Genomic DNA, 25,157 nt, shown 5'->3' on the forward strand with positions numbered 1-25,157 from the left:
CGTTATCTTAAAAAGAGCCCTAGGGCTCTTTTTTTATAGGTGTAATTTAGCTTATTTACTTCTTCAGAACAGCAAACCCCTATTGCTGACTATAAATGCAACTATTGCAATTGCTACGTTCCTCCTTGTTTTATAAACAATAATTTACAAAACTGTTGCGCAATATCACACTTTCTATTCTAAGCTTACATTGTAGAGGCCAAAAAGATTGATTGGCAACAACGCCAATATTGCTTAATTCCTCGCCATTGTTGCCATCCCGGCATAGACGTCTAAGGGGCTTATTATGGGCATTTTCGAACATTACCAACAACGTTACGAGAAAAAACTCGATGAGGAATATACCTTAGAGCAATTCCTTGATATCTGTAAACAGGACAAAGGTGCCTACGTTTCAGCTGCAGAGCGGTTGTTAATGGCGATTGGTGCACCTGAAGTCATAGACACATCGAAAAACTCTGTCTTAAGTCGTATTTTTTCCAATCGTCTCATCTCCCGCTACCCTGCTTTTAAAGATTTTTATGGTATGGAAGAAGCGATTGAACAAATTGTTTCTTACCTTAAACATTCAGCTCAAGGCTTAGAGGAATCAAAGCAGATTTTATATTTATTAGGCCCTGTGGGTGGGGGTAAATCATCACTGGCGGAAAAGCTTAAATCCCTTATTCAACATATGCCTATCTATATATTAAGCGCAAATGGCGTGCGTAGTCCGGTTAACGATCATCCATTCTGTTTGTTCGATTTGGATGAGGATGGCAGCATTTTACAACAGGAATATGCAATACCGCACCGCTACCTTAAAACCATCATGTCCCCTTGGGCAGTAAAACGATTACATGAATTTGGCGGTGATATTAGCAAATTTAGAGTCGTTAAAGTTTACCCATCAATTCTGGATCAAATCGGAATAGCAAAAACCGAACCTGGCGATGAAAACAACCAAGATATTTCGGCACTGGTCGGTAAAGTCGACATTCGCCAGTTAGAGCACTTCTCACAGGATGATGCCGATGCCTACGCCTATTCTGGCGCATTATGCCGAGCAAATCAGGGCATGATGGAATTTGTCGAAATGTTTAAAGCGCCGATAAAAGTGCTACACCCATTACTGACCGCTACACAGGAAGGTAACTATAACGGTACAGAAGGCTTATCGGCATTACCTTACACGGGCATTATTCTGGCCCACAGTAATGAATCAGAATGGACAACGTTTAGGAATAATAAAAATAACGAGGCCTTTTTAGACCGAGTTTATATCGTCAAAGTACCCTACTGTTTACGTGTTTCAGAAGAAATGGAAATTTACCAAAAACTGTTGTTTAATTCAGAATTATCTCAATCTCCTTGCGCGCCTGGCACACTGGAAACATTGGCCCAATTTAGTGTGTTATCCCGCATTAAAACGCCAGATAACTCCTCTGTTTACTCAAAAATGCGCGTATATAACGGTGAAAGCTTAAAAGACACAGACCCCAAAGCAAAGTCATATCAAGAGTATCGTGACTATGCGGGTGTCGATGAAGGAATGAACGGTCTATCTACCCGTTTTGCTTTTAAAATTTTGTCTAAAGTGTTTAACTTCGACCATACAGAAATCGCCGCAAATCCGGTGCATTTATTTTATGTGCTTGAGAAGCAAATCGAACAAGAGCAATTCCCCAGTGAAGTAAGTGAACGTTACCTTGAGTTTTTAAAAGGCTATTTAATCCCTAAATACGTTGAGTTTATTGGCAAGGAAATTCAAACCGCTTATCTAGAGTCCTATTCCGAATACGGTCAAAACATATTTGATCGTTATGTAACCTATGCTGACTTTTGGATCCAGGATCAAGAGTATCGAGATCCAGAAACAGGACAACAATTTGACCGAGCATCACTTAATGCTGAATTGGAAAAAATAGAGAAGCCAGCCGGAATAAGTAATCCTAAAGACTTCAGGAATGAGATTGTTAACTTTGTATTACGCGCCCGAGCTAATAATGAAGGCAATAATCCTTTGTGGACCAGTTACGAAAAACTGCGAACCGTGATTGAAAAGAAAATGTTCTCCAATACCGAAGACTTACTACCAGTGATTTCATTTAATGCCAAGACATCGAACGATGATCAACGCAAACATGATGATTTTGTTAATCGCATGATGGAGAAAGGCTATACCAAAAAACAGGTCAGATTGCTGTCGGAATGGTATTTACGCGTACGTAAATCATCATAACCCAACAACATAGGCTTTACTGAACAGTACTGGGATGTAAAGCCTACATTTAGGCTTGGGAGGTGCGTATGGCTAACTTTATAGATAGACGATTAAATGCTAAAGGAAAAAGCACGGTTAATCGTCAACGATTTATTGAACGATATAAAACCCAAATAAAAAAAGCCGTCAGTGATGCAGTGACTAGACGCAGTGTGACTGATATTGATAAAGGAGAACAGATTAGTATTCCAACTCGGGATATTAGTGAACCATCGTTTAGACAAGGACAAGGTGGTAGCCGTGAAAGAGTTCACCCAGGCAACGACCAATTTAATCGCGGCGATAAAATAGCCCGCCCTCAAGGTGGACAAGCAGGCGGCGCTGGTGACGGTGATGCTTCTGATTCTGGTGAAGGTCAGGAAGATTTTGTCTTTCAAATATCAAAAGATGAGTATCTTGAACTGTTATTTGAAGATTTAGAATTACCCAACTTACAGAAAAATCGCTTAAATAAATTGGTAGAATATCAAACGTATCGGGCAGGATTTACCAATGATGGGGTACCTGCCAATATCAATATTATTCGTTCATTACGCTCATCTTTAGCCAGAAGAATAGCCATGAGCGGCAGTAAGAAAAAGCAACTTAACCTACTTGTGCAACAGCTTGCTGAACTTGAAAACACCCCCGGTGCCAAAGCCGAACTTATTTTGGACTTAAAAGCTCAAATTGATATATTAAAAAAACAAATTGCTAAAGTGCCTTTTATCGACACCTTTGATTTACGTTTCAACAATTACGCAAAGCGAGAAAAACCTTCAAGCCAAGCAGTAATGTTTTGCTTAATGGATGTCTCTGGTTCAATGGATCAGGCAACCAAAGATATGGCCAAGCGTTTTTATATATTGCTGTATCTTTTTTTAACTCGTACGTATAAAAACCTCGAGGTGGTTTACATACGCCACCATACCCAAGCTAAAGAAGTGGATGAACAGGAGTTTTTCTACTCCCAGGAAACCGGCGGCACAATAGTGTCAAGTGCTTTAAAATTAATGCATGAAATCCAGCAAGCACGTTACCCCGCCAGTGAATGGAATATTTATGCTGCGCAAGCATCTGATGGTGACAATTGGTCAGACGATTCACCCGTGTGTAAAAATTTGCTTAGTCAGCATATTTTACCTTTAGTGAGGTACTTTAGTTATATTGAAATAACCCATAGACCTCACCAGAGTTTATGGCAGGAATATCAACAATTACAACAAATCTTCGATAATATAGCGGTACAAAATATTAAGCAAGTTGATGATATTTATCCGGTATTTAGAGAACTTTTTAAAAAACAAGCTGTATAGGAGGCACTATGGATACATCTTCCCGTTCGCCTTTAAGCGATGGTCCAGAGTGGACATTTGACTTGTTGCAGGCATATCTGCATGAAATTGAAGTGGCGGCTAAATTTTTTAAAATTGATACTTACCCAAATCAAATTGAAATTATTACCGCAGAACAAATGATGGACGCCTATGCCGGAATTGGTATGCCTATTGGATATACCCATTGGTCGTTTGGTAAACGATTTATTGAAACAGAACAAGGCTACCGTCGCGGACAGATGGGACTGGCCTATGAAATAGTGATTAATTCTGACCCATGTATCGCCTATTTAATGGAAGAAAATACCATTACTATGCAAGCATTAGTGATGGCGCACGCGAGTTTTGGGCACAATAGCTTTTTTAAAAATAACTATTTATTTAAAACATGGACAGACGCGAGTTCAATTATTGATTATTTAGTTTTTGCTAAAAACTATATTCATCAATGCGAGCTAAAGCATGGCGTTGAGCAAGTAGAGTTAACCATTGATTCATGCCACGCCTTAATGAATTACGGTGTAGATCGTTACAAACGTCCTTCTGAAATATCTTTTAGTGAGGAGCAGGCTAGACAGGAAGAACGTGAGGCTTATTTACAAAGCCAAGTCAACGACCTGTGGCGTACTGTGCCCACCAGCAACCAAGAGCAAACCACTAAAAAAAGTAAACAATTTCCGTCAGAACCTCAAGAGAACCTTTTGTATTTTCTTGAGAAAAATGCACCACTCCTTGAACCATGGCAACGTGAGATAGTGCGCATTGTGAGAAAAATGGCACAATATTTTTATCCGCAAAAACAAACCCAGGTAATGAATGAAGGTTGGGCTACGTTTTGGCACTACACTATTTTAAATCGCTTATATGATACCGGAAAAGTCACCGACAGATTTATGCTGGAGTTTTTGCGCAGCCACACAGCAGTAGTCGCTCAACCTGCATACAATAGCCCTTACTACAACGGCATAAACCCTTATGCTTTAGGTTTTAGTATGTTTATTGATATTAGGCGTATTTGTGAAAACCCTACCGATGAGGATAAACTTTGGTTTCCAGATATTGCTGGCAGCGATTGGTTAACCACCCTGCACTTTGCAATGAAAAACTTTAAAGATGAAAGTTTTATCAGCCAGTATTTGTCGCCTAAAGTTATCCGCGATTTTAAATTGTTTGGCATATTAGATGATGAAAAACGTGCTGAATTAAATGTGTCAGCAATACATAATGAACAGGGTTATCAACAAATTCGTCAAATGCTGTCGCAACAATATAACTTAGCGAATATTGAGCCTAACATTCAAGTACAACATGTCGACATTAATGGTGACCGTTCATTAACCTTGCGATACACACCACACAATGACATCCCTTTAGCCAATAATTATGATGAAGTATTGAAGCATTTACATCGTTTATGGAAGTTCAAAGTCAGCATTGAACAAGTCGATTCAAATAATCAAGTGTCGGTTTTATCAAGCTGTCCGGATCCAAAAACTGATACTGGAGATCAAAAGAGCACTATATTATCCCAATAGAATTCTTAACGAATAGTCTAGCCTTGTAAACAGATCCAATGTATCAGTCTCAATTACATCGATAAACATCAGCAACCTCTTCTCATCAATGGCCAGTAACTTGTTAATCAAAGTAGCTGGCCAGCTACTTTTACGCAATCAATAAACTAATACTGTTATTAATATATTTATTGATACAGTCGCTAATAAAGCAACTAGCTGATTTATGATATTGAACCTTACATCAGACATTATTGGTACATTAAGTCAAACTTAACAAATGTTAGTTATTCTCACCATTTATTTAACATTATAACTAGCGCTATAAATTCAACGAAGTCACCTGCAAACAAAATTAAACTTAAGTACCTGTAAGTAAATGATTTATTATTTTGGCACAATTAATGCTTTCAACTTTCATAAACTTATTATTAATTGTTACAAAAGTCAGCGTGACGGCAGCATTTATTGGCGTAGTCTTATTCTTAAGCTACCGCTAAATAATCGCAAGGTAGCACTTGGCTTCACTATAAAGGCAGGTTCCCATGGACAGGTTTCAATCCGTTAAAAAAGTTGTTATTCCTTTTTGTTGTTTAGTAATGTTAGCTGGTTGTACAGGAGATGAAGAGCAAGTAAAAGAACAAGAAAAATTTGCTGTTCCAGTAGAAACAACCTTTGTTGAACAAGGTAATGTGTCATCATTTTACAGCACAACAGCGACCTTAGAAGCCCCACAAGAAGCCCATGTGATGACCCGTATTTCTGGCTTGATAAATACTATCAATGTTGAAGAAGGCGACCGGGTAATTAAAGGCCAGGTTTTAGCAGTTATTGATGCAAAACGCCAACAGTATGACTTCAATCGCTCTCAGGCTGAAGTTCAAATCATAGAGCAAGAATTAAATCGTCTGCGCAAAATGGATAATAAAGAGTTTATTAGCCAAGACACGATGGCAAAATTAGAGTTTAACCTGCAAGCAGCTGTCGCCCAGCGAGACCTTGCTGAACTACAGGTGCAAGAAAGCCGTATTGTCTCCCCCATTAACGGTGTCGTCGCTAAGCGTCATGTAAAGCAAGGTAATACCGTTAAAGAGTTTGACGAACTTTTCTATGTTGTGAACCAAGACCAATTATACGGCATTGTCCACCTACCAGAGCAGCAACTACCTAGTTTACGATTAGGACAACATGCCAGTGTTCGTCAAAATCAACACACTACCGACATAATAGATGCCACCGTGCTGCGTATTAGCCCCATAGTTGATCCCCAAAGCGGTACCTTTAAAGTCACCTTAAATGTACCCAACAACAGTGGCCAATTAAAAGCAGGCATGTTTACCCGGGTTGAAATTAAATACGACACCCATAACAACGTCATTACCGTGCCTTATAACGCCTTAATTAATCAAGATGACACTCAAGCAGTCTATGTCATTAAAGACACTGTTGCTGAACGTCGTGAAGTTAGCTTAGGATATCGTCAAGATAATACCATTGAGATCACCTCTGGGGTGATATTAGGCGAGCAAATCGTTATCCGTGGTCAGCAAAACTTAAAAGATCAATCACTGGTCGAAGTGATAAATCCTCTAAACGTAGCTGCTATCAAATAACGGAGCGACACCATGTCTATCATTAATACTGCTGTCAACCGTCCAGTGACGGTGTGGATGTTCATGCTTGCGGTAATGTTATTTGGTATGGTCGGCTTTAGTCGACTTGCGGTAATGTTACTGCCAGATCTTAGTTATCCCAGTGTCACTATTCGTACCGCCTATGATGGCGCTGCGCCAGTTGAAATTGAGCAACTCGTGTCTAAACCCATTGAAGAAGCGGTTGGCGTTGTTAAAGGCTTACGTAAAATCAGCTCTATTTCACGCTCAGGTATGTCAGATGTAGTCCTAGAGTTCGAATGGGGTAGCAATATGGACATGGCCAGTCTTGAAGTGCGTGAAAAACTGGACACCATTGAACTGCCATTGGACATCAATAAGCCATTGTTATTAAGGTTTAACCCTAATCTTGACCCAATAATGCGCTTAGCCTTTTCAGTACCCGATGCGTCAGAGAAAAATTTAAAACAAATGCGCACCTTTGCTGAAGAGGAATTAAAACGCCGCTTAGAAGCGCTATCAGGGGTGGCTGCAGTAAGATTGTCTGGCGGGCTTGAGCAAGAAGTTCATATTCTCCTTAATCAACAAAAGCTTAGCCAGCTGAACTTAAATGCGGATGATATTAAACAAAGGATCAATCAAGAAAACATCAATCTGTCCGCGGGTAAAGTGATTCAAAGTGACAAAGAGTATTTGGTTAGAACTTTAAATCAATTTAATTCGCTGGAAGAACTGGGCAATGTCATCATCTACCGTAATGATCAAACCCTAGTGCGTCTCAATGAAGTGGCTGAAATTAGTGATGCCTACAAAGAGCGCAGTGATGTCACTCGTATTGGTGACGTCGAATCTATCGAACTCGCCATTTACAAAGAAGGTGATGCCAACACAGTTACCGTAGCTAAAAAGCTCCAAGCTGAGCTGGCTTTAATTAACAAAGCTGATGAAAACAAGCAACTGAATATTATTTATGACCAGTCAGAATTTATTGAAAGCGCGGTAAATGAGGTTACTTCATCGGCATTAATCGGCAGTGTGCTTGCCATGTTGGTCATTTACCTATTCTTGCGCAATATCGTCGCCACCCTGATCATTTCTATCTCTATCCCGTTCTCGGTCATTGCCACCTTTAATATGATGTATTTTGCTGATATCAGTCTCAATATCATGTCGTTAGGCGGTATTGCTCTCGCTATCGGGCTGTTAGTTGATAACGCCATTGTGGTGTTAGAAAATATTGACCGCTATCAATCGCAAGGTATGAGTAAAATTGAAGCGGCGGTTACTGGGTGTAAAGAAGTTTCAGGCGCAATATTTGCCTCCACATTAACGACATTAGCCGTATTTGTGCCGTTAGTGTTTGTCGATGGCATAGCAGGGGCATTATTCGCCGATCAAGCGCTCACCGTCACCTTTGCTTTGTTAGCTTCATTGTTTATTGCGTTAACAGCCATTCCAATGCTGGCTTCTCGCCAAGGGTTTAAAAGCTTACCTGCACCAACTGAAACACCCATCAAAACTATCCCACTATCGAAACTAGGTAAAACCGGTTATTACACTCTTGCAGTTATATCTTGGCCATTCAAGTTGTTGTTTAGCTATATACCAGCAGGTTTATTAACCTTCGGCTTATTGGCTATCCGCTTTTTCAGTTGGTTAATTGGCTTAGTCATGCGCCCACTCGCCAGTGCATTCAATTATGTTTATGACGCCTTAGCTAAAGTGTATGACGGTTTACTGAATAAAGTACTCAAACAAAAAGGGCTTACACTACTGATTGCCCTTGGTATTACTTTAGGCGCAGGAGGTTTATTACCTAAACTGGGAATGGAACTTATTCCACCAATGAATCAAGGTGAGTTCTATGTAGAGCTATTATTACCACCAGGAACCGAGGTCAGTGAAACAGACAAAGTATTACAGCAGTTAGCCTTAAGCATTAACGATAACCCGGATGTAAAACACACCTTCAGCCAGGCTGGCAGTGGCGGATTAATGACATCAGATACCGCCAGAGGTGGTGAAAACTGGGGACGTTTACAGGTTGTACTGGCCAATCCTAGTGCATTTGACGCTGTGGCTCATATTTTAAGACAAGCCGCTAAAAAAATACCCGAATTAGACGCTAAAATTGAGCAACCTGAGTTATTCAGTTTCAAAACACCCTTAGAAATTGAATTGTCTGGCTATGATTTAGCACAGTTAAAGCGAAGCGCCGACACTTTAGTGAGCGCGTTAAGCCAATCAGCCCGCTTTACCGATGTCAATACCACGCTACGTGATGGTCAACCTGAAATCAGTATCCAGTTTGATCACCAAAGGCTCGCCGCCTTAGGTATGGATGCGCCTACGGTAGCAAGTCGTATTGCTCAACGTGTTGGCGGAACCGTTGCCAGCCAGTACACAGTGCGCGATCGTAAAGTGGATATTTTAGTTCGCAGCGAGCTGTCAGAGCGCGATCAGATAAGTGATATTGACTCACTCATCATCAACCCTAACAGTGACCAGCCTATTCCGCTAAGCGCAGTAGCCGACATTAAATTACAGGTTGGCCCATCGGCGATTAACCGTATTAGTCAGCAACGTGTTGCTATTGTGTCAGCAAACTTAGGTTTTGGTGATTTAAGCGATGCAGTGGTAGAAGCTAAACAGATTTTAAGCCAACAGCAATTTCCCTCTTCCATTCAGTCCTCTTTTGGTGGCCAAAATGAAGAAATGGAACATTCATTTAGCTCATTGAAAATTGCCCTAGTGTTAGCAATATTTTTAGTCTATCTGGTCATGGCCAGTCAATTTGAATCATTGCTACATCCATTACTGATCTTAATTGCTGTTCCTATGGCGGTTGCTGGCAGTATTTTAGGCTTATTCATCACCAACACCCATTTAAGTATCGTGGTGTTTATTGGACTGATTATGTTAGCCGGTATCGTAGTTAATAATGCCATTGTATTAGTGGATAGAATTAACCAATTACGTCGGGAAGGAATAGAAAAAATCAGCGCCATTGAACAAGCGGCAAAATCACGTTTACGCCCTATTTTAATGACAACATTAACCACAGCGCTGGGGTTATTACCAATGGCGATTGGTATGGGCGATGGCAGCGAAGTACGTGCTCCTATGGCGATTACGGTTATCTTTGGTTTACTGGTTTCAACATTACTGACTTTGTTGGTGATCCCTTGTTTATATGCCCTGTTTGACCAGAAGTCTTATGCCAAAGAGTCAGAGCAGGCAGTATCAGCAGAGGCAACGGTATGAACCTGACCAAACTAGCGTTAAAACGCCCTGTCACCACCAGCATGTTTTTTGTTGCCATTATGCTATTTGGTATGGCGGCAAGCAGAATGTTGCCGTTAGAAATGTTCCCTGGTATCGACATTCCTCAAATCATGGTGCAAGTACCCTATAAAGGCTCAAGTCCTGCTGAAGTAGAACGCGATATTACCAAAGTACTTGAAGAAGCCTTAGCCACCATGGGCGGCATTGAAGAGTTGCACTCTGATTCCACCCAAGATGGTGCTTATATTCAAATGAATATGAAATGGGGAGAAGCTGTTGCCACTAAAAGCTTAGAAGTACGTGAGAAAATTGACTCGGTTAGGTACCTTTTACCCAAAGATGTTGAACGGGTGATGATCCAGCAATTCTCTACCGCCGATATGCCGGTGCTCACCATCAGGATATCCAGCGAACGTGAACTATCAAACGCCTTTGATTTACTCGACAAACAACTTCGCAAACCCCTTGAAAGAGTTGAGGGTGTATCAAAGGTCACTTTATACGGCGTTGAACAAAAGCAAATTGATATACGAGTAAATGCCGACAAATTAGTTGCAAGTGGGATCAGTAATCAACAACTGCAAACCAGCTTATCAGCACAAAATTTTGTCATCAACGCTGGCACATTAAGAAGCAATGGCAATGTGTTTCAAGTATCGCCTAAGGGTGAGTTTACCAGTTTAGATGATATCACCCGCTTAGTGCTTATTCCTGGTATCACCTTAGGCGACATTGCTACAGTTAAATTTGCCTTACCAGAAAAAATTGAAGGTCGTCATTTAGACCAAAAATACGCCGTGGGTATCGACGTGTTTAAAGAATCAGGGGCTAATTTAGTCGAAGTATCTGATCGGGTCATGAAGGTCATTGAAAAAACCAAACAAGATAAGCAATTCAATGGCGTAAAGTTATTTATTATGGAAGATCAGGCCTTTGGCGTTAAATCTTCATTACAAGATTTACTGTTATCCGGTTTATTGGGTGCCCTATTATCTTTTGGCGTACTGTATTTATTCTTACGCAATTTAAAGATGACGTTAGTGGTGGTCTCTTCTGTGCCTATTTCACTTTGTATGACCTTAGCTGGAATGTACTTTTTTGGATATAGCCTCAATATTTTATCCATGATGGGATTATTGCTCGCCGTGGGTATGCTTATTGATAATGCAGTAGTAGTGACTGAGAGTGTGTTACAAGAAAAACAAGCCGGTCATATAGATGATACCCAGCAAACTAAAGCCAATGAGCGTGCTGTGTTAACAGGGGTAGATAAAGTCTCCCTTGCGGTGTTAGCGGGTACATTGACCACAGCCATTGTATTTTTACCTAATATCTTTGGCGTTAAAGTGCAGCTAACTATTTTTCTTGAACACGTTGCCATTGCAATTTGTATATCATTAGCGGCATCGCTATTAGTGGCGAAAACACTTATCCCGTTAATGCTGAACAGCTTCCACTTCGATATTAAGACAGATGATAAGCAAGGTAAAATGGCGGCATTTTATCAGCGCAGTTTATCTTGGGTATTAACTAGACCTAAGCGTTCTGGGGTTATTGCCGTACTTATTTTAGCTTCAACGGCCTTGCCACTCAGTATGGTTCAACAAGACCAAAATGATGGCGAAGGCAATGACCGCCTTTATATTAACTATCAGCTAGAGGGACGTCATGCACTTAGGGTAACCGAAGCGCTTGTCAGTGAAATGGAGGCTTACTTATATGCCAATAAAGAGAAATTTTTTATTGATGCCGTATACAGTTACTATGCCCCACATGATGCACAATCCACCATTATTTTGCAAAAAGACATTCCTATTGACACCTCTGAACTGAAAAAAATGATCAGAGAAGGATTTCCTAAATACTCCATTGCCACACCACAATTTGGTTGGGGCAATGAGCAAAATGGTATTCGTGTCACTCTAACGGGTCGCTCAACTTCAGAACTGATTAACTTAAGTAATCAAGTGGTGCCTTTACTCAACGGAATTGAAGGATTAGTCGACGTCCGCTCTGAAGTGAATAGTGCCCAGCAAGAAGTGGTGGTGATAATCGATAGAGAAATGGCCGCAAGACTTGATGTAAAACTAAGTGAAGTGGCGTCAAGTATTGCACTAGCATTAAGAGGCACACCACTGAGATCATTTAGGCACGACCCATCTGGTGAGCTGCGAATTGAACTGGCCTACGATAAGCTATGGCAGTATTCCCTTGAGCAGTTAAAGCAGTTACCTGTGTTACGACAACAGGACAGGGTTTACACCTTAGACAGCCTTGCACAAATAAAAATTGTGCCTCGTTTTGACAGTATCAAACATTATAATCGCCAAACGGCTTTATCTATTGGTGCCAATCTAGATAAGTTAACCACTGAAGAAGCCCAGGAAAAAATCACTCACATTATGGATTCGGTTAATTTCCCCTACGGATACAGTTATTCATTGCGGGGCGGATTTGAGCGCCAAGATGAAGATCAAAACATCATGGCGGTTAATATGATATTAGCTATCATAATGATTTATATCGTTATGGCGGCATTATTTGAATCATTGCTACTGCCGACAGCAATTATCACCTCTATTTTATTTTCAATTACCGGGGTGTTTTGGGCCTTATGGTTTACCGCAACGCCTATGTCTGTTATGTCCATGATAGGGATCCTTATTTTAATGGGGATCGTAGTGAATAATGGAATTGTGTTAGTAGACCAAATTAATCAAATGACCCCAGCGCTAGATAAGCTGTCGGATACTATATTAAGTGTCTGTAGCACCCGTTTACGTCCAGTACTGATGACAGTGGCCACGACGGTATTAGGTTTAGTGCCATTAGCCATGGGGGATACCCAAATTGGCGGTGGCGGCCCCCCTTATTCACCTATGGCAATAGCCATTATTGGCGGATTAACCTTTTCCACTGTCACCAGTTTGTACCTTGTGCCATTGTGCTATCAAGCGCTATATAGAGTTCGCCATAACGCGGCGATTAGATTAGGTCTAGCTGACAAATTTGCCAAAAAGCTGCTACCTTGGACTCGGTAGCTATAATGTGTAAATGATATTTTAATAGACTATGTTAAGGAAAAATTATGCCGTTAAGTGCTTTAAACCAAAAAACAAAGCGTAAACCGCTCGCCAACTTACTTGCCTTAACAGTGCTTGCAAGTATGACGCTTAGCGGTCCGAGCTTTGCTGATGACAAATTTAAAGATGTCACTATTACCTCAAAGCAACTCACCGATACCACCTTTATGTTCACAGGTTCCGGTGGCAATATTGGCGTATCGGCTGGCACTGACGGCATATTGATTATTGATGACCAATTTGCTCCGCTGGCGGAAAAAATAACCGCATCGCTTAATAATATTCAACCCGGTGTGCCTAAATATATCGTCAACACCCACTACCACGGCGACCATACTGGCGGTAATGCTCACTTTGGTGAAAAAGGCACTATTTTAGCTCACCATAATGTCTTAAAGCGTTTAGCTTCAGATAGCAATACTCCCAAAAGTGCCCTTCCTGTCATCACATACACTGACAGTATCTCAATACATTTCAATCAAGATACCCTCGATGTGATCCATTTAGGCCCTGGACACACAGATGGAGATAGCGTTGTTCATTGGCAAAAAGCCAATGTTATCCATATGGGCGATTTATATTTTAAAGATAGATTCCCCTATATTGACCTAGACGGTGGTGGCTCTGTTTTAGGTTATCGCGATAATGTCGCTATCATATTAGATAGAATTGATGACAAAACTCAAATCATTCCAGGCCACGGTGATTTAGCCAATAAAACCGAATTACTCAAGTTTAAACATATGCTTGATGACAGCATTAACTGGATGAAATCGGAAAAGACCCAAGGCAAAACCTTAGCCCAGATGAAAAAAATGGGTGTACCAGAGGAATATAAACAGTGGAGTTGGGCATTTATCAATGGCGACAAGTGGATAGAGACACTTTACAATGACTTATAAAGCAATATACAACAGTCACTTAAAAAGTGACTGTGATAAAAATGGGTAACTAACCTAATAGGTGAAAATGGCTAACACAACTGTTAGCCATTTTTATTCAGGTAATATTTATAGTCAGTTTTAATAGGTTTACATCTCACACAAAAACATACCCTACTGTAAATAAAAAACATAGCCTGAAAACCCTACATTTTAAGCGGCTAAAAATGTTTGGCTATACTTAGTGAGGTACGAACAAAAGCCAACTGTTTTTTGTCCGACTTGAAAACCCTTGTTAGCTTTTACTACTCGTGAGCATGGCTACTCCCAACCAAGAAAACCATACAATTTGGCTTATGCCAAAAATTTCTGTGAGCACTTCAGCTGGATAAATAGTGAGAATCCCAACAATGCCAACGAAAAGCCCAAAGTAGTTAAGTATTTTAGGAAGCTCATTACCCTTTAAAGCGGCAAAACTTAACAATAGAACCCATAGACCTCCAACAACTTCGTTCCCACCACCTAGCCCTTCGACTACAGAGTAGATAGCCCGCCAGACTGTCATTGCTTGTTCTGGATCCTTAGCTGATAGCTCCAAGACCGTAGCTAAACCTATATTTGCAATCATTCCACTAGCAATGACTAAACCCACCCATACGACCCCAAAAATAGAAGCAATTTGTGAAAGGATTGGGGTATTCCCCTTCAAGCGTTCATGAAGCGCCAGTACTAATACAGCCAAAAGAATTCCAAATAGTACATACATAATAAGATTTACGATGGACAGGATAACCTGATTTTCTGCTAGAAAAGCAAATTGTTTCACAGAATCAGTATCCGCAGGGTAATTCCAGAATGCACCAAAAAACACGAAAGCTGACACGTAAATAACGGATTCCAAAAGAGCTGAAACTCCCCCAAATTTTTGTAAATTATTCACGATATAGGCTCCATGTTGATTGAATACTCAGAAAGCTAACGCCCCATTAACGGGCTTAAAATTGTTGGCTATAATGTTGAGGGACGAAAACAGCCAACAGTTTTAAGTCCCTGTTTAATGGCTTGTTATGCATTTTACTACCCTATTACTTGATAATTATAACTAGCTAAGTACCAAACTCCATTTTTACTAATTAAGGTTAATGTTTCTCCAATCTTTTCTTTTTCAAATTCGGCTATTAGAATAACTAAGATAATATCTCCCGCCAGTCCAGATGGAAGCTTATTAGTTTTAATGGCTCGATTAAATTCAGATGATTTACGTTCACCATAACTATTTTTAAGAACCGAAAATACTGCTTCCCATTCATCTTTACTAACTGAACCTTTTAAATCATCAGACACTAGATCCCAGCCTGGGGATGAATTCCCCTCTTTATACTCACTTATGAATTCATTTGTAACTTTAAGTGCATTTTGTAGCTCTAAAGGTGTTGGAGCCCAAGTTTTTATATTTTGCTGCTTTGTTGAATTGGGAAGTGTGACTTTTTCTTCACCTGCAAAAACAAATGTACTAAATAGAGCTAAGGAAAGAACTTTTATTAAAATACTCATAGATTATCCTGATGCATAACGCCGCGTTAAACGGCTAAGTAATGCTTGCTAAAATGTGAAGCGAAGCGGAACCGAGCAAGCATTACGGTGTCCGACTTTTTAAACGCCTTGTTAGCATTACTTTACGTACATAAACTTACATACTACTTCAATATTAGATGTGACATCCCACTCAGAGTCACTACTTATCATTTCATCAGAATATTTTGCTATGACAGCACTTCTATCCATAGAGTCACTTGAACCGAAATAAATATCAATTAAACCAAGATAATATGTCCCAGATACTTTAATTGGGTAAATTTCTAATTGATAAAGGCCATGCTTTTTATAAGCCCAGTTACCTGTTGAATACAAACCAGGCCAAGAATAAATGTCTTTCCATATATACTTTTGAGTACCATCGAGAGCTATTTTTTCATCTAGAACTCGATAATACTCCCCAGGAATTTGACTTGACCATGAGAAAAAAGAAAGGACCAATTCATCATTTCCGTCATTGTCGATATCAAACTCTAAATATGGCACTCTCTCTTCTTTATAATTTTTAGAAGTACCTTTAACTTGAATAAAGCCTTCTTTCCATTTAAGTTTGTCATCCGTCTCCGAAATTAAATCAAGAGTTTTTTTCAATTTCATTACATCTGCACGTCTTCCGTAATTCTTAGTGTCATTAACATCAATAGAAATTCTCTTAGAGTATATTTGTTTACATATATCTCTATCGCTACCTTCAGATATCTCCAAATGAGTCGCTTTGGCATTAAATGTTAAAACAAATAAAATAATTAAGAACGAAGAATATTTTGTACAATTCAAAGCTAAACTTTCCCTGTAATGCTAACAGCTTATTGAACGGCTCGACCGATAAAGCCGCCCGTTTAAGTTATTGATTAATATCATCCTACATTTCCTATGTCTTTGAAGTAAAGCAATTTAATGACTCTTACACTCAAATATAAAACTAAAATTGCGCGTTAAAAGTGTCTGCGGCAACTGTAAAAAAATAAACCAAGCAAGATCAATATATTAGAGCAGCCCTATTTTTCTCGACATAGTCCTTTAGACTGCTTTTTGTTCACTTATTATTGTCATTCCGTCAAAACCCATTATAACTGTATATAAATAAGGGCTATCCATTTAGCACAACCAACCACTATATGTTGTGGTTATCGATTTTTAATTGATTGGTACGTTATCGGCTTGGAACGCACTGCTTGTTCAAGCAACCTGTAGAATAATAATCCCCGAGAATCTGACTTTCTTCTATTGAAGCGAAATGCAAACTCATCTAAATAATAATCAAGTTGCTTAGCCTTTACCGCGCCTTGATATGTACCTAAAAGCCATCTTTTACATAATGATGAGACTCGATGTACCCCAGCCATTGTTTCATGTGCAGGTACAGATGAACCTAAATGCACTATTCGGTTATGCTTATATCCTTTCTTGTCTATTTGTTTGTATGCTTGAGAGCCATCACTACAAATTGTACTACCAGGTTCAATTACATCTTGAATGAATTGATGGATATGTTCTTTGGTTGCGCTTTCCACTTGCCTTAAACGTATCCGGCCAAATCCAGAGGGTGATAGCAGCTCAACAGCGACCAAAACTACAGCTTTACGCTTACCCTGTTGATTTTTAATAGATGATTTTGAAACGACGCCACCTATTAGTGTTTCGTCAACCTCTACGATGCCGGACAGTTTATCCCTTTCAGGATCAACCATGGCATGTCTTAACTTGTGCATTAATGACCAAGCGGTTTGATAACTCCCAAGACCTAATAACCTTTGAACTCCAAGAGCGCTGACACCATTTTTTTGATTTGTAATAAACCAGACAGCAGCAAACCAACTTTTCATGGGGATTCTTGTTTTGTCAAAAAGTGTACTTGATGTTACTGAACACTGAGAACGGCAAGCATGACATTTTAACTTGCCATTACTTAACTGATAAGGTGATTGATGGCTTGAACAGCTTGGGCAAATGAATCCGTTTGGCCAACGAAGTTTGTAAAGGTAGCTAATGCAGGATTGTTCATCATGAAACCAATCAACAAATTCGCCCCAACTTGTAGGGTAATCTACACCAGCTTTTAATAAATACGATGAAGTTTTCATCACTACATATTGACACTGGTGGCGCTAAATGGATAGCCCTTATATAAATACAGTACAGGTAACATAAAGGTGGAAATGATGGCAGGAACTGGATATTTAGAAGCGATTAGACCACAAATTAGAGTAAGGCATTACAGCTACCAAACTGAAAAGTCATACCTTTATTGGAACCGTTATTTTATAAGATATTTTAAGTTTACTGCTGCAAAGCATATTTTACCTACGCACATTGAACAGTTTTTATGTTTTCTAGCAAACGAACGGCGAGTGTCTAGCAGTACGCAACAGTAAATTAGTAAATTAAATTAGTTGGGTCAGGGTAAACATTTTAGGGGTGTTAATAGGCACATGTTATTGAGTGATTTTTCTTCCCTAAATGGCGCGCTCGATGATTATATTCGAGGTTGCCCTACTTCGTCCTTAAGTTTTCATACTTTAATCTACTTTATAGCTTTAATTCAATGTTTTAATACAAGTTATATTGGGTAGGTTAAGTAAATTCGCAAATTCTATCTAACCAATTGCCTGCCGCAGGACTATGTGCAGATGATCCAGCGAGACGCCGCAAGCACATCCATGTGGGCTTAACCAAAACGTCCTGTTTTGGATACTCGCTGGCTCATCGGAAGCGTTAGGGCTTTTCGACAATGGCCGAAGCCGGATACAGATGAAGTTGAAAGCTGGATCGATCACCATCGAAAATTGTGCGCTTTTCAGCATTTTTCGTCTGGGGCGGCAGGGCCCAATTCTTTAATCAAAAGTAAAGATGGTATTGCTGTTGATACCCTCTTGGTCTGGTGTGGGTTAAGCGCCGCGACGTTGGTGGCCGCAGGCCATATTTCCAAACAAAGCTTGGGGCAAAAACGTATTACAACATTTCTTTATTTTGAACAAAAGAGCACTAGTAATTATCAGACGTTAATAAACGGACGTGTGGTGCTGCAACCAAATTAATATTATTTACCCAACCAATTGTATCTAATTTGTTACGAAAGTAGGTGTGGTATTTATTTTCAGTCGCTTAGCGAGTAGTATACTTTTGCATTAGGCTTAAAGAGCCAGGGATGGTCGGTAAAGAGTTTACAGGGCAGTCAAAGATACTTCACGCTTGTTTAATCAGCTTCCCGCCCGGCCCTAACTCAAAAAAGCTTAACCCTTTGATTAAAAATATTAAAAAAAATAACCTGACTCTCTTGGTTTAGCCATTAGATCAACATAATAATGTAGTAAGGATATTACATGACCTTAGTTCCAAATAAGTGGTTAGTACCCGTCGCGATAGCTATAACGTTATCGTTAACGGCTTGTGGTGGTAGCTCAAATTCAGCCGATACTGAAGTAATTTCACCACCTCCGCCACCACCGCCGCCGCCACCTCCGCCGCCGCCGCCGCCGCCGCCGCCACCTCCGCCGCCGCCGCCACCTCCGCCGCCGCCACCTCCGCCGCCTCCACCGCCGCCACCGCCGCCGCCACCGCCGGTGACTGTAGGTTTGTCTGGTAAGGTGATTGACGGTTATGTATCTGGTGCAACTGTGTGGTTAGATATCAATGGCAACAGTATTTTTGATGTAGATAGCGAGCCATCTGCAATATCTGGTGCAGCGGGTGAATATGCGTTTGAGTTCACTCCAGAACATGCTGAATGTGTCCCATATTCAACTATGTATGTGGATGTGCCTGTGGGCGCGATAGATGAAGATACTGGCCCTGTCACAGAGGCTTATCAGATGGCATTGCCGCCTTCTATTACCCCGCTAACAGATGATGATATCCGTCATATATCACCACTAACATCGCTATTATGGGAGCAAATCTCTGCCAAGCTAAAAGCAACTCAACAGCCTATTTTAAGCTGTGAGAATTTAAAAAATAATGTTCAGCTCACAAATGACCTGCAAAATGAAATTCGATTAGTAATGATCTACTTAGTGACTCATTATAATCTTTCTGAAGCACAAATTTTTGCTGATTTTATTGCTGATAACAATGCCCAGGCCTATGAAATAGCTCAAGCTATCGTTATAGGATTAAAGGCCTCTTTTGGTCACAGAGCAAAAATACAAGCACAATATCCCGACGCGTTAGAAATTCGGGTCATTATTTATCAAGATAAAAATAAGGATGAAAAATATCAATTCGATAATGCTTGGTATCGAGAGACTTTTGTCAGCCTATCAGACGGTTGGATATTGAACATTGTTAAAATGAAACAAGACTTATCTGAAATTGATATTATCTTGTCTGATGTAGTCGCCCACAATAGTAGCTGGGGAGATCAAACATTAGCGGGAAAATTACAGATCCGTAAAGATGCTTACTACGATATAGAGCGTGGATATAATTGCTCGGCTTCTGAACAAGTCACCTTTAAAAAAGATGATATTGAGTATCAATTAACTAACATCCCTAAATTTAATTCTGTTAATGCAATGTCTGAGTGCACACAAAATCTTGAGGTCCCTCTAGATCGTATGCATACGGTGTCGTTTTCCGAAAATGGCATGGACTACTTTGCAGAATTTATTTTCCGTGAGGCGGATCCTGAATTTGCGTCATTGCCTGACTGGATAAATATGAAGGATAAGGCTCAACAGCTTAATGCTACCGAACTTATCGAGCATTTATCTATTCTGCCAAAGGGCTGGGATGAGCACGTGTCGTTTGACACTCACTATTGGCGTAAACGGATGAATAACAGCTTGGTGCAAATTGATAAGAATAGTTTAGGTGAATGGACTAAAGCCACGCGTCAGGACGACGGTACGATGATTAATGAATGCAGCACAGATGGAGAAATCTGGACTGGCTGTAATTAATATTCTCTAAAACAAGTCTACCCTGGTTGTCATGTTAACAATAATGCCTTTACTATTAAGTGAAGGCATTATTTTATCTAACCTGAACCTAAACCACCTTTTAAAAGCTGTGCAGCCATAGCAACTCGTCTTTTTCACCTGTTAACGATTCTTTTTAGGGTAAAAACAACAAAACTAAATATTTTATACCCTTGAGACATCTTCAGGCAGAGAGCGTCTAATAATCACTGCCTATGATATTCCTCAGGCGGCTAAAGTATAAATTTTTGGTGAATGGAATTTACATTACAAAGGCATAGACATAAAAAGATATAGACATAAAAGATACAGACATAAAAAAGCCCCGACATATTGTCGAGGCTTTTTTATCCATCACTCTATTTTAATTTTGCAATTAAAAGAGTCTAATAATGGTACCCGAGGCCAGACTTGAACTGGCACGCTTATTCAGCGAGGGATTTTAAATCCCTTGTGTCTACCGATTCCACCACTCGGGCAAACTGTTGTTTAAACTGTATTGTGCAGTACAAACTCAATTTGGAGCGACATATCGGGTTCGAACCGATGACCTATACCTTGGCAAGGTATCGCTCTACCAACTGAGCTAATGTCGCTGAATCTTTATCGCATCTAGAAATACTTTACATAAACTGTATAAGTTCCCCTGAGTGCGGGTTCGCATTCTACCGTTTTCACTTTCAGAGTCAATCAATAAAATAACAATTATTGGTTATTTTGAGTTAACTGCTGAATAAACGTTCATCACTGTTTAAAAGTTAACAGATAGACCTAAAAATAGAAAAAGTACCCTAAGGTACTTTTTCTAAATATCCATTCCAAGCTCGTTAAACGACAGCAGGAACTGAGTTATCTATTGGCTATTTGGTAAAGATAAGGTGGTTAATCCAAGCATTTTTTGCATAACACCAACAACTTGACAGCTATAACCAAACTCGTTGTCATACCAAACGTATAAAATCGCACGTTTTCCCTCAGCAATAGTCGCTTGAGAATCAATCACACCGGCATAACGTGAACCGACTAAGTCACTTGATACAATTTCTGTCGATTCTGTAAAATCAATTTGATTCTGCAATTCAGACAATAAAGCCATATCTTTTAAGTATTCATTTAAGTCATGACGGTTAGTTTCAGCGTTTAAATTGACACTAATTATCGCCATAGAAACGTTAGGCGTTGGGACGCGGATCGCATTACCGGTTAATTTACCTTCTAATGCAGGTAGCGCCTTAGAAACAGCTTTAGCCGCACCGGTTTCTGTGATCACCATATTAAGTGGTGCACTACGACCACGGCGATCGGCGCTATGATAGTTATCAATTAGATTTTGATCATTGGTGTAAGAGTGAATCGTTTCCACGTGACCATTTTCAATTCCGTATTTATCGTTTAATGCTTTAAGCACAGGCGTTATCGCATTGGTAGTACAACTGGCCGCTGAGACAATGGTGTCTTCTGGTAGAATATCATTATCATTAACACCATGAACCACGTTCTTGATTGCGCCACTCGCTGGTGCGGTTAATAAGACTTTTGCCGCGCCAGGACTCTTAAGATGTAAGCCAAGACCTGCTTCGTCTTTCCAAATACCGGTATTATCAACAATTAAAGCATCTTTAATACCGTATTGAGTGTAATCAACTTGATCTGGTGAATTAGCATAGATAATTTGAATATAAGTACCATTAGCAATTATGGCATTATTTTCTTCATCAACTTCTACCGAACCATTAAAAGGACCGTGTACTGAATCGCGACGCAGTAAACTTGCACGCTTCTCTAAATCACCCTTCTTACCACCACGTAACACAATGGCACGTAAGCATAGTTTATTACTTTTACCTGTACGTTCTATTAATAAACGCGCGAGTAAACGACCAATACGTCCAAAACCGTATAACACCACATCACGTGCTGGTGTATCATCGCCATAGTTCATTCCCGCTGCGAGTTCAGTCGCCATATAAGCTTCTATTTGGCTAGCATCGCTATGGTCACGCCAATAATTGACGGCTAATTTACCAATATCGACTTTACACTGCTTGACAGCAAGCTTGCTAAGAGCTTGAATAAATGGGAAGCTTTCACGTAGTCGTAATTTATCACCTACATGACGACGAACCAAACGGTGAGACTTGATGATTTCAATGGTTGATGCGTTTAATAATGGCTTGCCGTATACCACAACTTCGACACCTTGGTTACGATATAACTTACCAAGTAAAGGTTGCATGGCCTCTGCCATTTCAAAACGTTCTTGCCAGCTTTGTAGATGTTTATCTGCGCTCATGTAGGGTTCCTTTATCTCACTTTTCTTTAAATAGTTTTAGAAAGGTTTGAGTAACAAAAAGAAAAGACCAATAATTAGTGTATTGATGGGGAGTCATCCCCACTAGGTCGGCGTCATTGTAATGAAATCGGCTGCATTTCGCCAGTAACTAATTTTCGCTAAACCTGTAATTTTATTAGACAATTACTCGCCAGGAGCCTCTTTTGAAGCAAAATCTAGTAATAATTACATCATTTAGTTTTTTTATAGGTTTTTTAGGCCTTTTGGGCTGTGAAAATGACCGAAACAGCGACATCATTTGTAAAAATAATCCTGAAATTTGTGCCGATTTACACCAAGATAGTTGGTGTCGATTTGAAAAAGCCGACCTAATCCGCCATAGACTACAATTAAAACAAACCGAAAATCCGACTGGTCTGCAGCTTTATCAACAACTCATTCATCTGGAAAACTACAGTAATTGTGTCGAATTAGCCGCTGGAGTTCAGCACATATTAAATCCGCAGCGAACCCAAGAACGTGCAAGAGCCTTTGCTGTTAGCACTCAAACACTGAGTGAATTACGTGACTATACCAAGGACAATCCAGATATTTACTTAGCTTATTACCGTTGGATACGATTTAACGATAAACCATCACAGGATATCGTTATCGAACATTATCAAAATGGCGCAATTGACGATCCAGAAATACTCAGTCAATTAGCAGCTTATTATGTTCGTGTATCTCCAATGGATGCTAAACGGATATACCGCTATTTATTTACCGCCGTTGCCGCTGAACAATTTAATCCAGACTGGTTGTTAGGTTTGGCCAGTGTTTTTCAGCAACAACAAAATTTTGAACACGTATATTTGTTTACCAAGGCCAATTCGTTAATGACTGATAATCAAATTGATCAAAAGCAACTCAACGGATTAGTCAATGGTAATACTGAATTAGCGACAGTTTTAGATACACAAGCGCAAGCCTTAATCATCGACATAAAAAGCGCTAATTTTGCCAATTCAATCAGTGCTCAGTTATTAGAAGATAAATAAGATATGCATGAACACTTTCAATTTCCTGTCTAAAAAAGCCACCAAATGCACAAAATGGATAAAAATTACGAAATTTTTAGGTCTAAAAGCGCTTTTTAGACCGATTTAGCTTGACGAAAGCCGTCAATTTGGTAATTTTACAACCAGGCGATTTATATGCCACCTAATTTATTTTCAATTGAGGGATATGAGATGACTATCCGTGTTGCAATTAACGGCTACGGCCGTATCGGTAGAAATGTTTTACGTGCACTTTATGAAAGCGAAAAAGACTACCCAATCGAAATCGTTGCGTTAAACGATTTAGGTGATGCGTCAATTAATGCTCACTTAACTAAGTATGATACCGTACATGGTCGTTTTAACGCCAAAGTTGATCATGACGAAGAAGCTATCTACGTTAATGGTGACAAAATTTTAACTTTCCAAGAACGTGACCCGTCAAAGTTACCTTGGGCTGAGTTAAAAATTGATGTTGTGTTTGAATGTACTGGTATTTTCACGTCAAAAGAATCAGTTCAATCACACCTTACTGCTGGTGCAAAGAAAGTGCTTATTTCTGCGCCGGGTAAGAATGTTGATGCTACCGTGGTTTACGGCGTAAACAACGAAGTATTAACTGCTGACATGACTGTGGTTTCAAACGCATCTTGTACTACTAACTGTTTAGCACCTATTGCTAAGCCGTTAAATGATGAATTAGGTATTGAGTCAGGTTTAATGACCACTATCCATTCCTACACTAACGATCAACGTTTATCTGATGTGTATCACACAGATTTACGTCGTGCTCGTGCTGCTGCAATGTCAATGATCCCAACTCAAACAGGTGCAGCTGCTGCTGTTGGTTTAGTGGTTCCTGAGCTTCAAGGCAAATTTGATGGTTTAGCGGTTCGTGTACCTACCATCAACGTGTCTTTAGTTGATTTAACATTCTTAGCATCTCGTGACACCACGGTAGAAGAAGTTAATGCCATCATTACCCGCGCTTCACTAAAGGCGCCAATGTCTGAAGTGTTAGCGATTAATGTTGAGCCATTAGTGTCTATCGACTTTAACCACAACCCTTTCTCTTCAAATTTCGACGCAACACAAACACGTGTTAACGGCCGTTTAGTGAAAGTGATGTCATGGTATGACAATGAATGGGGTTTCAGTAACCGCATGTTAGACAACGCTGTTGCACTAATGAACGCGAAGTAATCTACTTTTAGATTAACTTATCGGATTTAGTTTGAGAGCCTCGCATTTATGCGGGGCTTTTTGTTGTTTGTAATTTACTTGTAGTTAAAGCTTATCAGTTCAAATTCATTACTTAACGTCATACTGGCTTATCTGTTTACCACTGAGATTA

General features: G+C 39.8%; 17 protein-coding genes and 2 tRNA genes. 12 read left to right on the forward strand and 7 right to left on the reverse strand.

Features of this window, described 5'->3' with window-relative positions; translation table 11 throughout:
- The first annotated feature begins 286 nt into the window (after positions 1-286).
- From ACRWQL_RS01595 to ACRWQL_RS01625, 7 genes are all read left to right on the forward strand, one after another.
- The gene (locus ACRWQL_RS01595) at positions 287-2,221 is read left to right on the forward strand and encodes a PrkA family serine protein kinase (RefSeq protein ID WP_434951937.1); all 1,935 of its coding nucleotides are present in this window, start codon (positions 287-289) and stop codon (positions 2,219-2,221) included.
- A gap of 68 nt (positions 2,222-2,289) precedes the next feature.
- On the forward strand, positions 2,290-3,558 hold the full coding sequence (locus ACRWQL_RS01600; RefSeq protein ID WP_434951939.1) for a YeaH/YhbH family protein: 1,269 nt from the start codon (positions 2,290-2,292) through the stop codon (positions 3,556-3,558).
- Between the two features lie 8 nt (positions 3,559-3,566).
- A complete protein-coding gene (locus ACRWQL_RS01605; protein ID WP_434951941.1) occupies positions 3,567-5,114 on the forward strand; it encodes a SpoVR family protein in 1,548 nt (515 codons plus the stop codon).
- Positions 5,115-5,638: 524 nt separating this feature from the next.
- Complete coding sequence (locus tag ACRWQL_RS01610) at positions 5,639-6,706, forward strand: efflux RND transporter periplasmic adaptor subunit (RefSeq protein WP_434951943.1); 1,068 nt, start codon at positions 5,639-5,641, stop codon at positions 6,704-6,706.
- A 12-nt stretch (positions 6,707-6,718) separates the two neighbouring features.
- Positions 6,719-9,970: an efflux RND transporter permease subunit gene (locus tag ACRWQL_RS01615; protein ID WP_434951945.1), complete on the forward strand. Its 3,252-nt coding sequence runs from the start codon at positions 6,719-6,721 to the stop codon at positions 9,968-9,970.
- A complete protein-coding gene (locus ACRWQL_RS01620) occupies positions 9,967-13,032 on the forward strand; it encodes an efflux RND transporter permease subunit (protein ID WP_434951948.1) in 3,066 nt (1,021 codons plus the stop codon). The genes ACRWQL_RS01615 and ACRWQL_RS01620 overlap by 4 nt, the downstream gene beginning before the upstream one ends.
- A 47-nt stretch (positions 13,033-13,079) precedes the next feature.
- On the forward strand, positions 13,080-13,976 hold the full coding sequence (locus ACRWQL_RS01625; protein WP_434951949.1) for an MBL fold metallo-hydrolase: 897 nt from the start codon (positions 13,080-13,082) through the stop codon (positions 13,974-13,976).
- 274 nt (positions 13,977-14,250) lie between these two features.
- Here ACRWQL_RS01625 and ACRWQL_RS01630 read toward each other — a convergent pair whose 3' ends face one another.
- The 4 genes from ACRWQL_RS01630 to ACRWQL_RS01645 all read right to left on the reverse strand — a co-directional run bounded on the left by ACRWQL_RS01630 (position 14,251) and on the right by ACRWQL_RS01645 (position 17,635).
- A complete protein-coding gene (locus ACRWQL_RS01630; RefSeq protein ID WP_434951951.1) occupies positions 14,251-14,895 on the reverse strand; it encodes a hypothetical protein in 645 nt (214 codons plus the stop codon).
- A 137-nt stretch (positions 14,896-15,032) separates the two neighbouring features.
- Complete coding sequence (locus ACRWQL_RS01635) at positions 15,033-15,509, reverse strand: DUF4019 domain-containing protein (protein WP_101233402.1); 477 nt, start codon at positions 15,507-15,509, stop codon at positions 15,033-15,035.
- 117 nt (positions 15,510-15,626) lie between these two features.
- Positions 15,627-16,328 carry a hypothetical protein gene (locus ACRWQL_RS01640; RefSeq protein ID WP_434951953.1) on the reverse strand — a complete coding sequence of 234 codons (702 nt, stop codon included), beginning with the start codon at positions 16,326-16,328 and terminating at the stop codon, positions 15,627-15,629.
- A gap of 350 nt (positions 16,329-16,678) precedes the next feature.
- Complete coding sequence (locus ACRWQL_RS01645) at positions 16,679-17,635, reverse strand: IS1595 family transposase (protein ID WP_434951954.1); 957 nt, start codon at positions 17,633-17,635, stop codon at positions 16,679-16,681.
- 75 nt (positions 17,636-17,710) lie between these two features.
- Here ACRWQL_RS01645 and ACRWQL_RS01650 point away from each other — a divergent pair, with 75 nt between their 5' ends.
- The 3 genes from ACRWQL_RS01650 (at position 17,711) to ACRWQL_RS01660 (ending at position 20,452) form a co-directional block, all read left to right on the forward strand.
- Positions 17,711-17,926 carry a phage integrase N-terminal SAM-like domain-containing protein gene (locus tag ACRWQL_RS01650; RefSeq protein ID WP_434951957.1) on the forward strand — a complete coding sequence of 72 codons (216 nt, stop codon included), beginning with the start codon at positions 17,711-17,713 and terminating at the stop codon, positions 17,924-17,926.
- 312 nt (positions 17,927-18,238) lie between these two features.
- Positions 18,239-18,589, forward strand: coding sequence for a hypothetical protein (locus ACRWQL_RS01655; protein WP_434951959.1), 351 nt, complete (start codon positions 18,239-18,241; stop codon positions 18,587-18,589).
- Positions 18,590-18,874: 285 nt separating this feature from the next.
- Complete coding sequence (locus tag ACRWQL_RS01660) at positions 18,875-20,452, forward strand: hypothetical protein (RefSeq protein WP_434951961.1); 1,578 nt, start codon at positions 18,875-18,877, stop codon at positions 20,450-20,452.
- A gap of 411 nt (positions 20,453-20,863) precedes the next feature.
- On the opposite strand, the gene ACRWQL_RS01665 is transcribed toward ACRWQL_RS01660, so the two are convergent.
- From ACRWQL_RS01665 to ACRWQL_RS01675, 3 genes are all read right to left on the reverse strand, one after another.
- Positions 20,864-20,949: transfer RNA gene (locus tag ACRWQL_RS01665), tRNA-Leu, on the reverse strand.
- Positions 20,950-20,990: 41 nt separating this feature from the next.
- Positions 20,991-21,066 (reverse strand) — tRNA-Gly (locus ACRWQL_RS01670).
- A 257-nt stretch (positions 21,067-21,323) separates the two neighbouring features.
- Positions 21,324-22,763 carry a glyceraldehyde-3-phosphate dehydrogenase gene (locus tag ACRWQL_RS01675; RefSeq protein ID WP_434929785.1) on the reverse strand — a complete coding sequence of 480 codons (1,440 nt, stop codon included), beginning with the start codon at positions 22,761-22,763 and terminating at the stop codon, positions 21,324-21,326.
- 203 nt (positions 22,764-22,966) lie between these two features.
- Between ACRWQL_RS01675 and ACRWQL_RS01680 the strand changes: the two genes are divergently transcribed.
- Complete coding sequence (locus ACRWQL_RS01680; protein ID WP_434951963.1) at positions 22,967-23,803, forward strand: DUF2989 domain-containing protein; 837 nt, start codon at positions 22,967-22,969, stop codon at positions 23,801-23,803.
- Positions 23,804-23,995: 192 nt separating this feature from the next.
- Positions 23,996-25,006 (forward strand): type I glyceraldehyde-3-phosphate dehydrogenase, encoded by a 1,011-nt coding sequence (gap, locus tag ACRWQL_RS01685; RefSeq protein ID WP_226415926.1) that lies wholly within the window; start codon positions 23,996-23,998, stop codon positions 25,004-25,006.
- Positions 25,007-25,157 lie beyond the last annotated feature (151 nt).

This window comes from Shewanella sp. HL-SH4 (assembly GCF_051164845.1).
In the GTDB taxonomy this organism is placed as follows: Bacteria; Pseudomonadota; Gammaproteobacteria; order Enterobacterales; family Shewanellaceae; genus Shewanella; species Shewanella glacialimarina.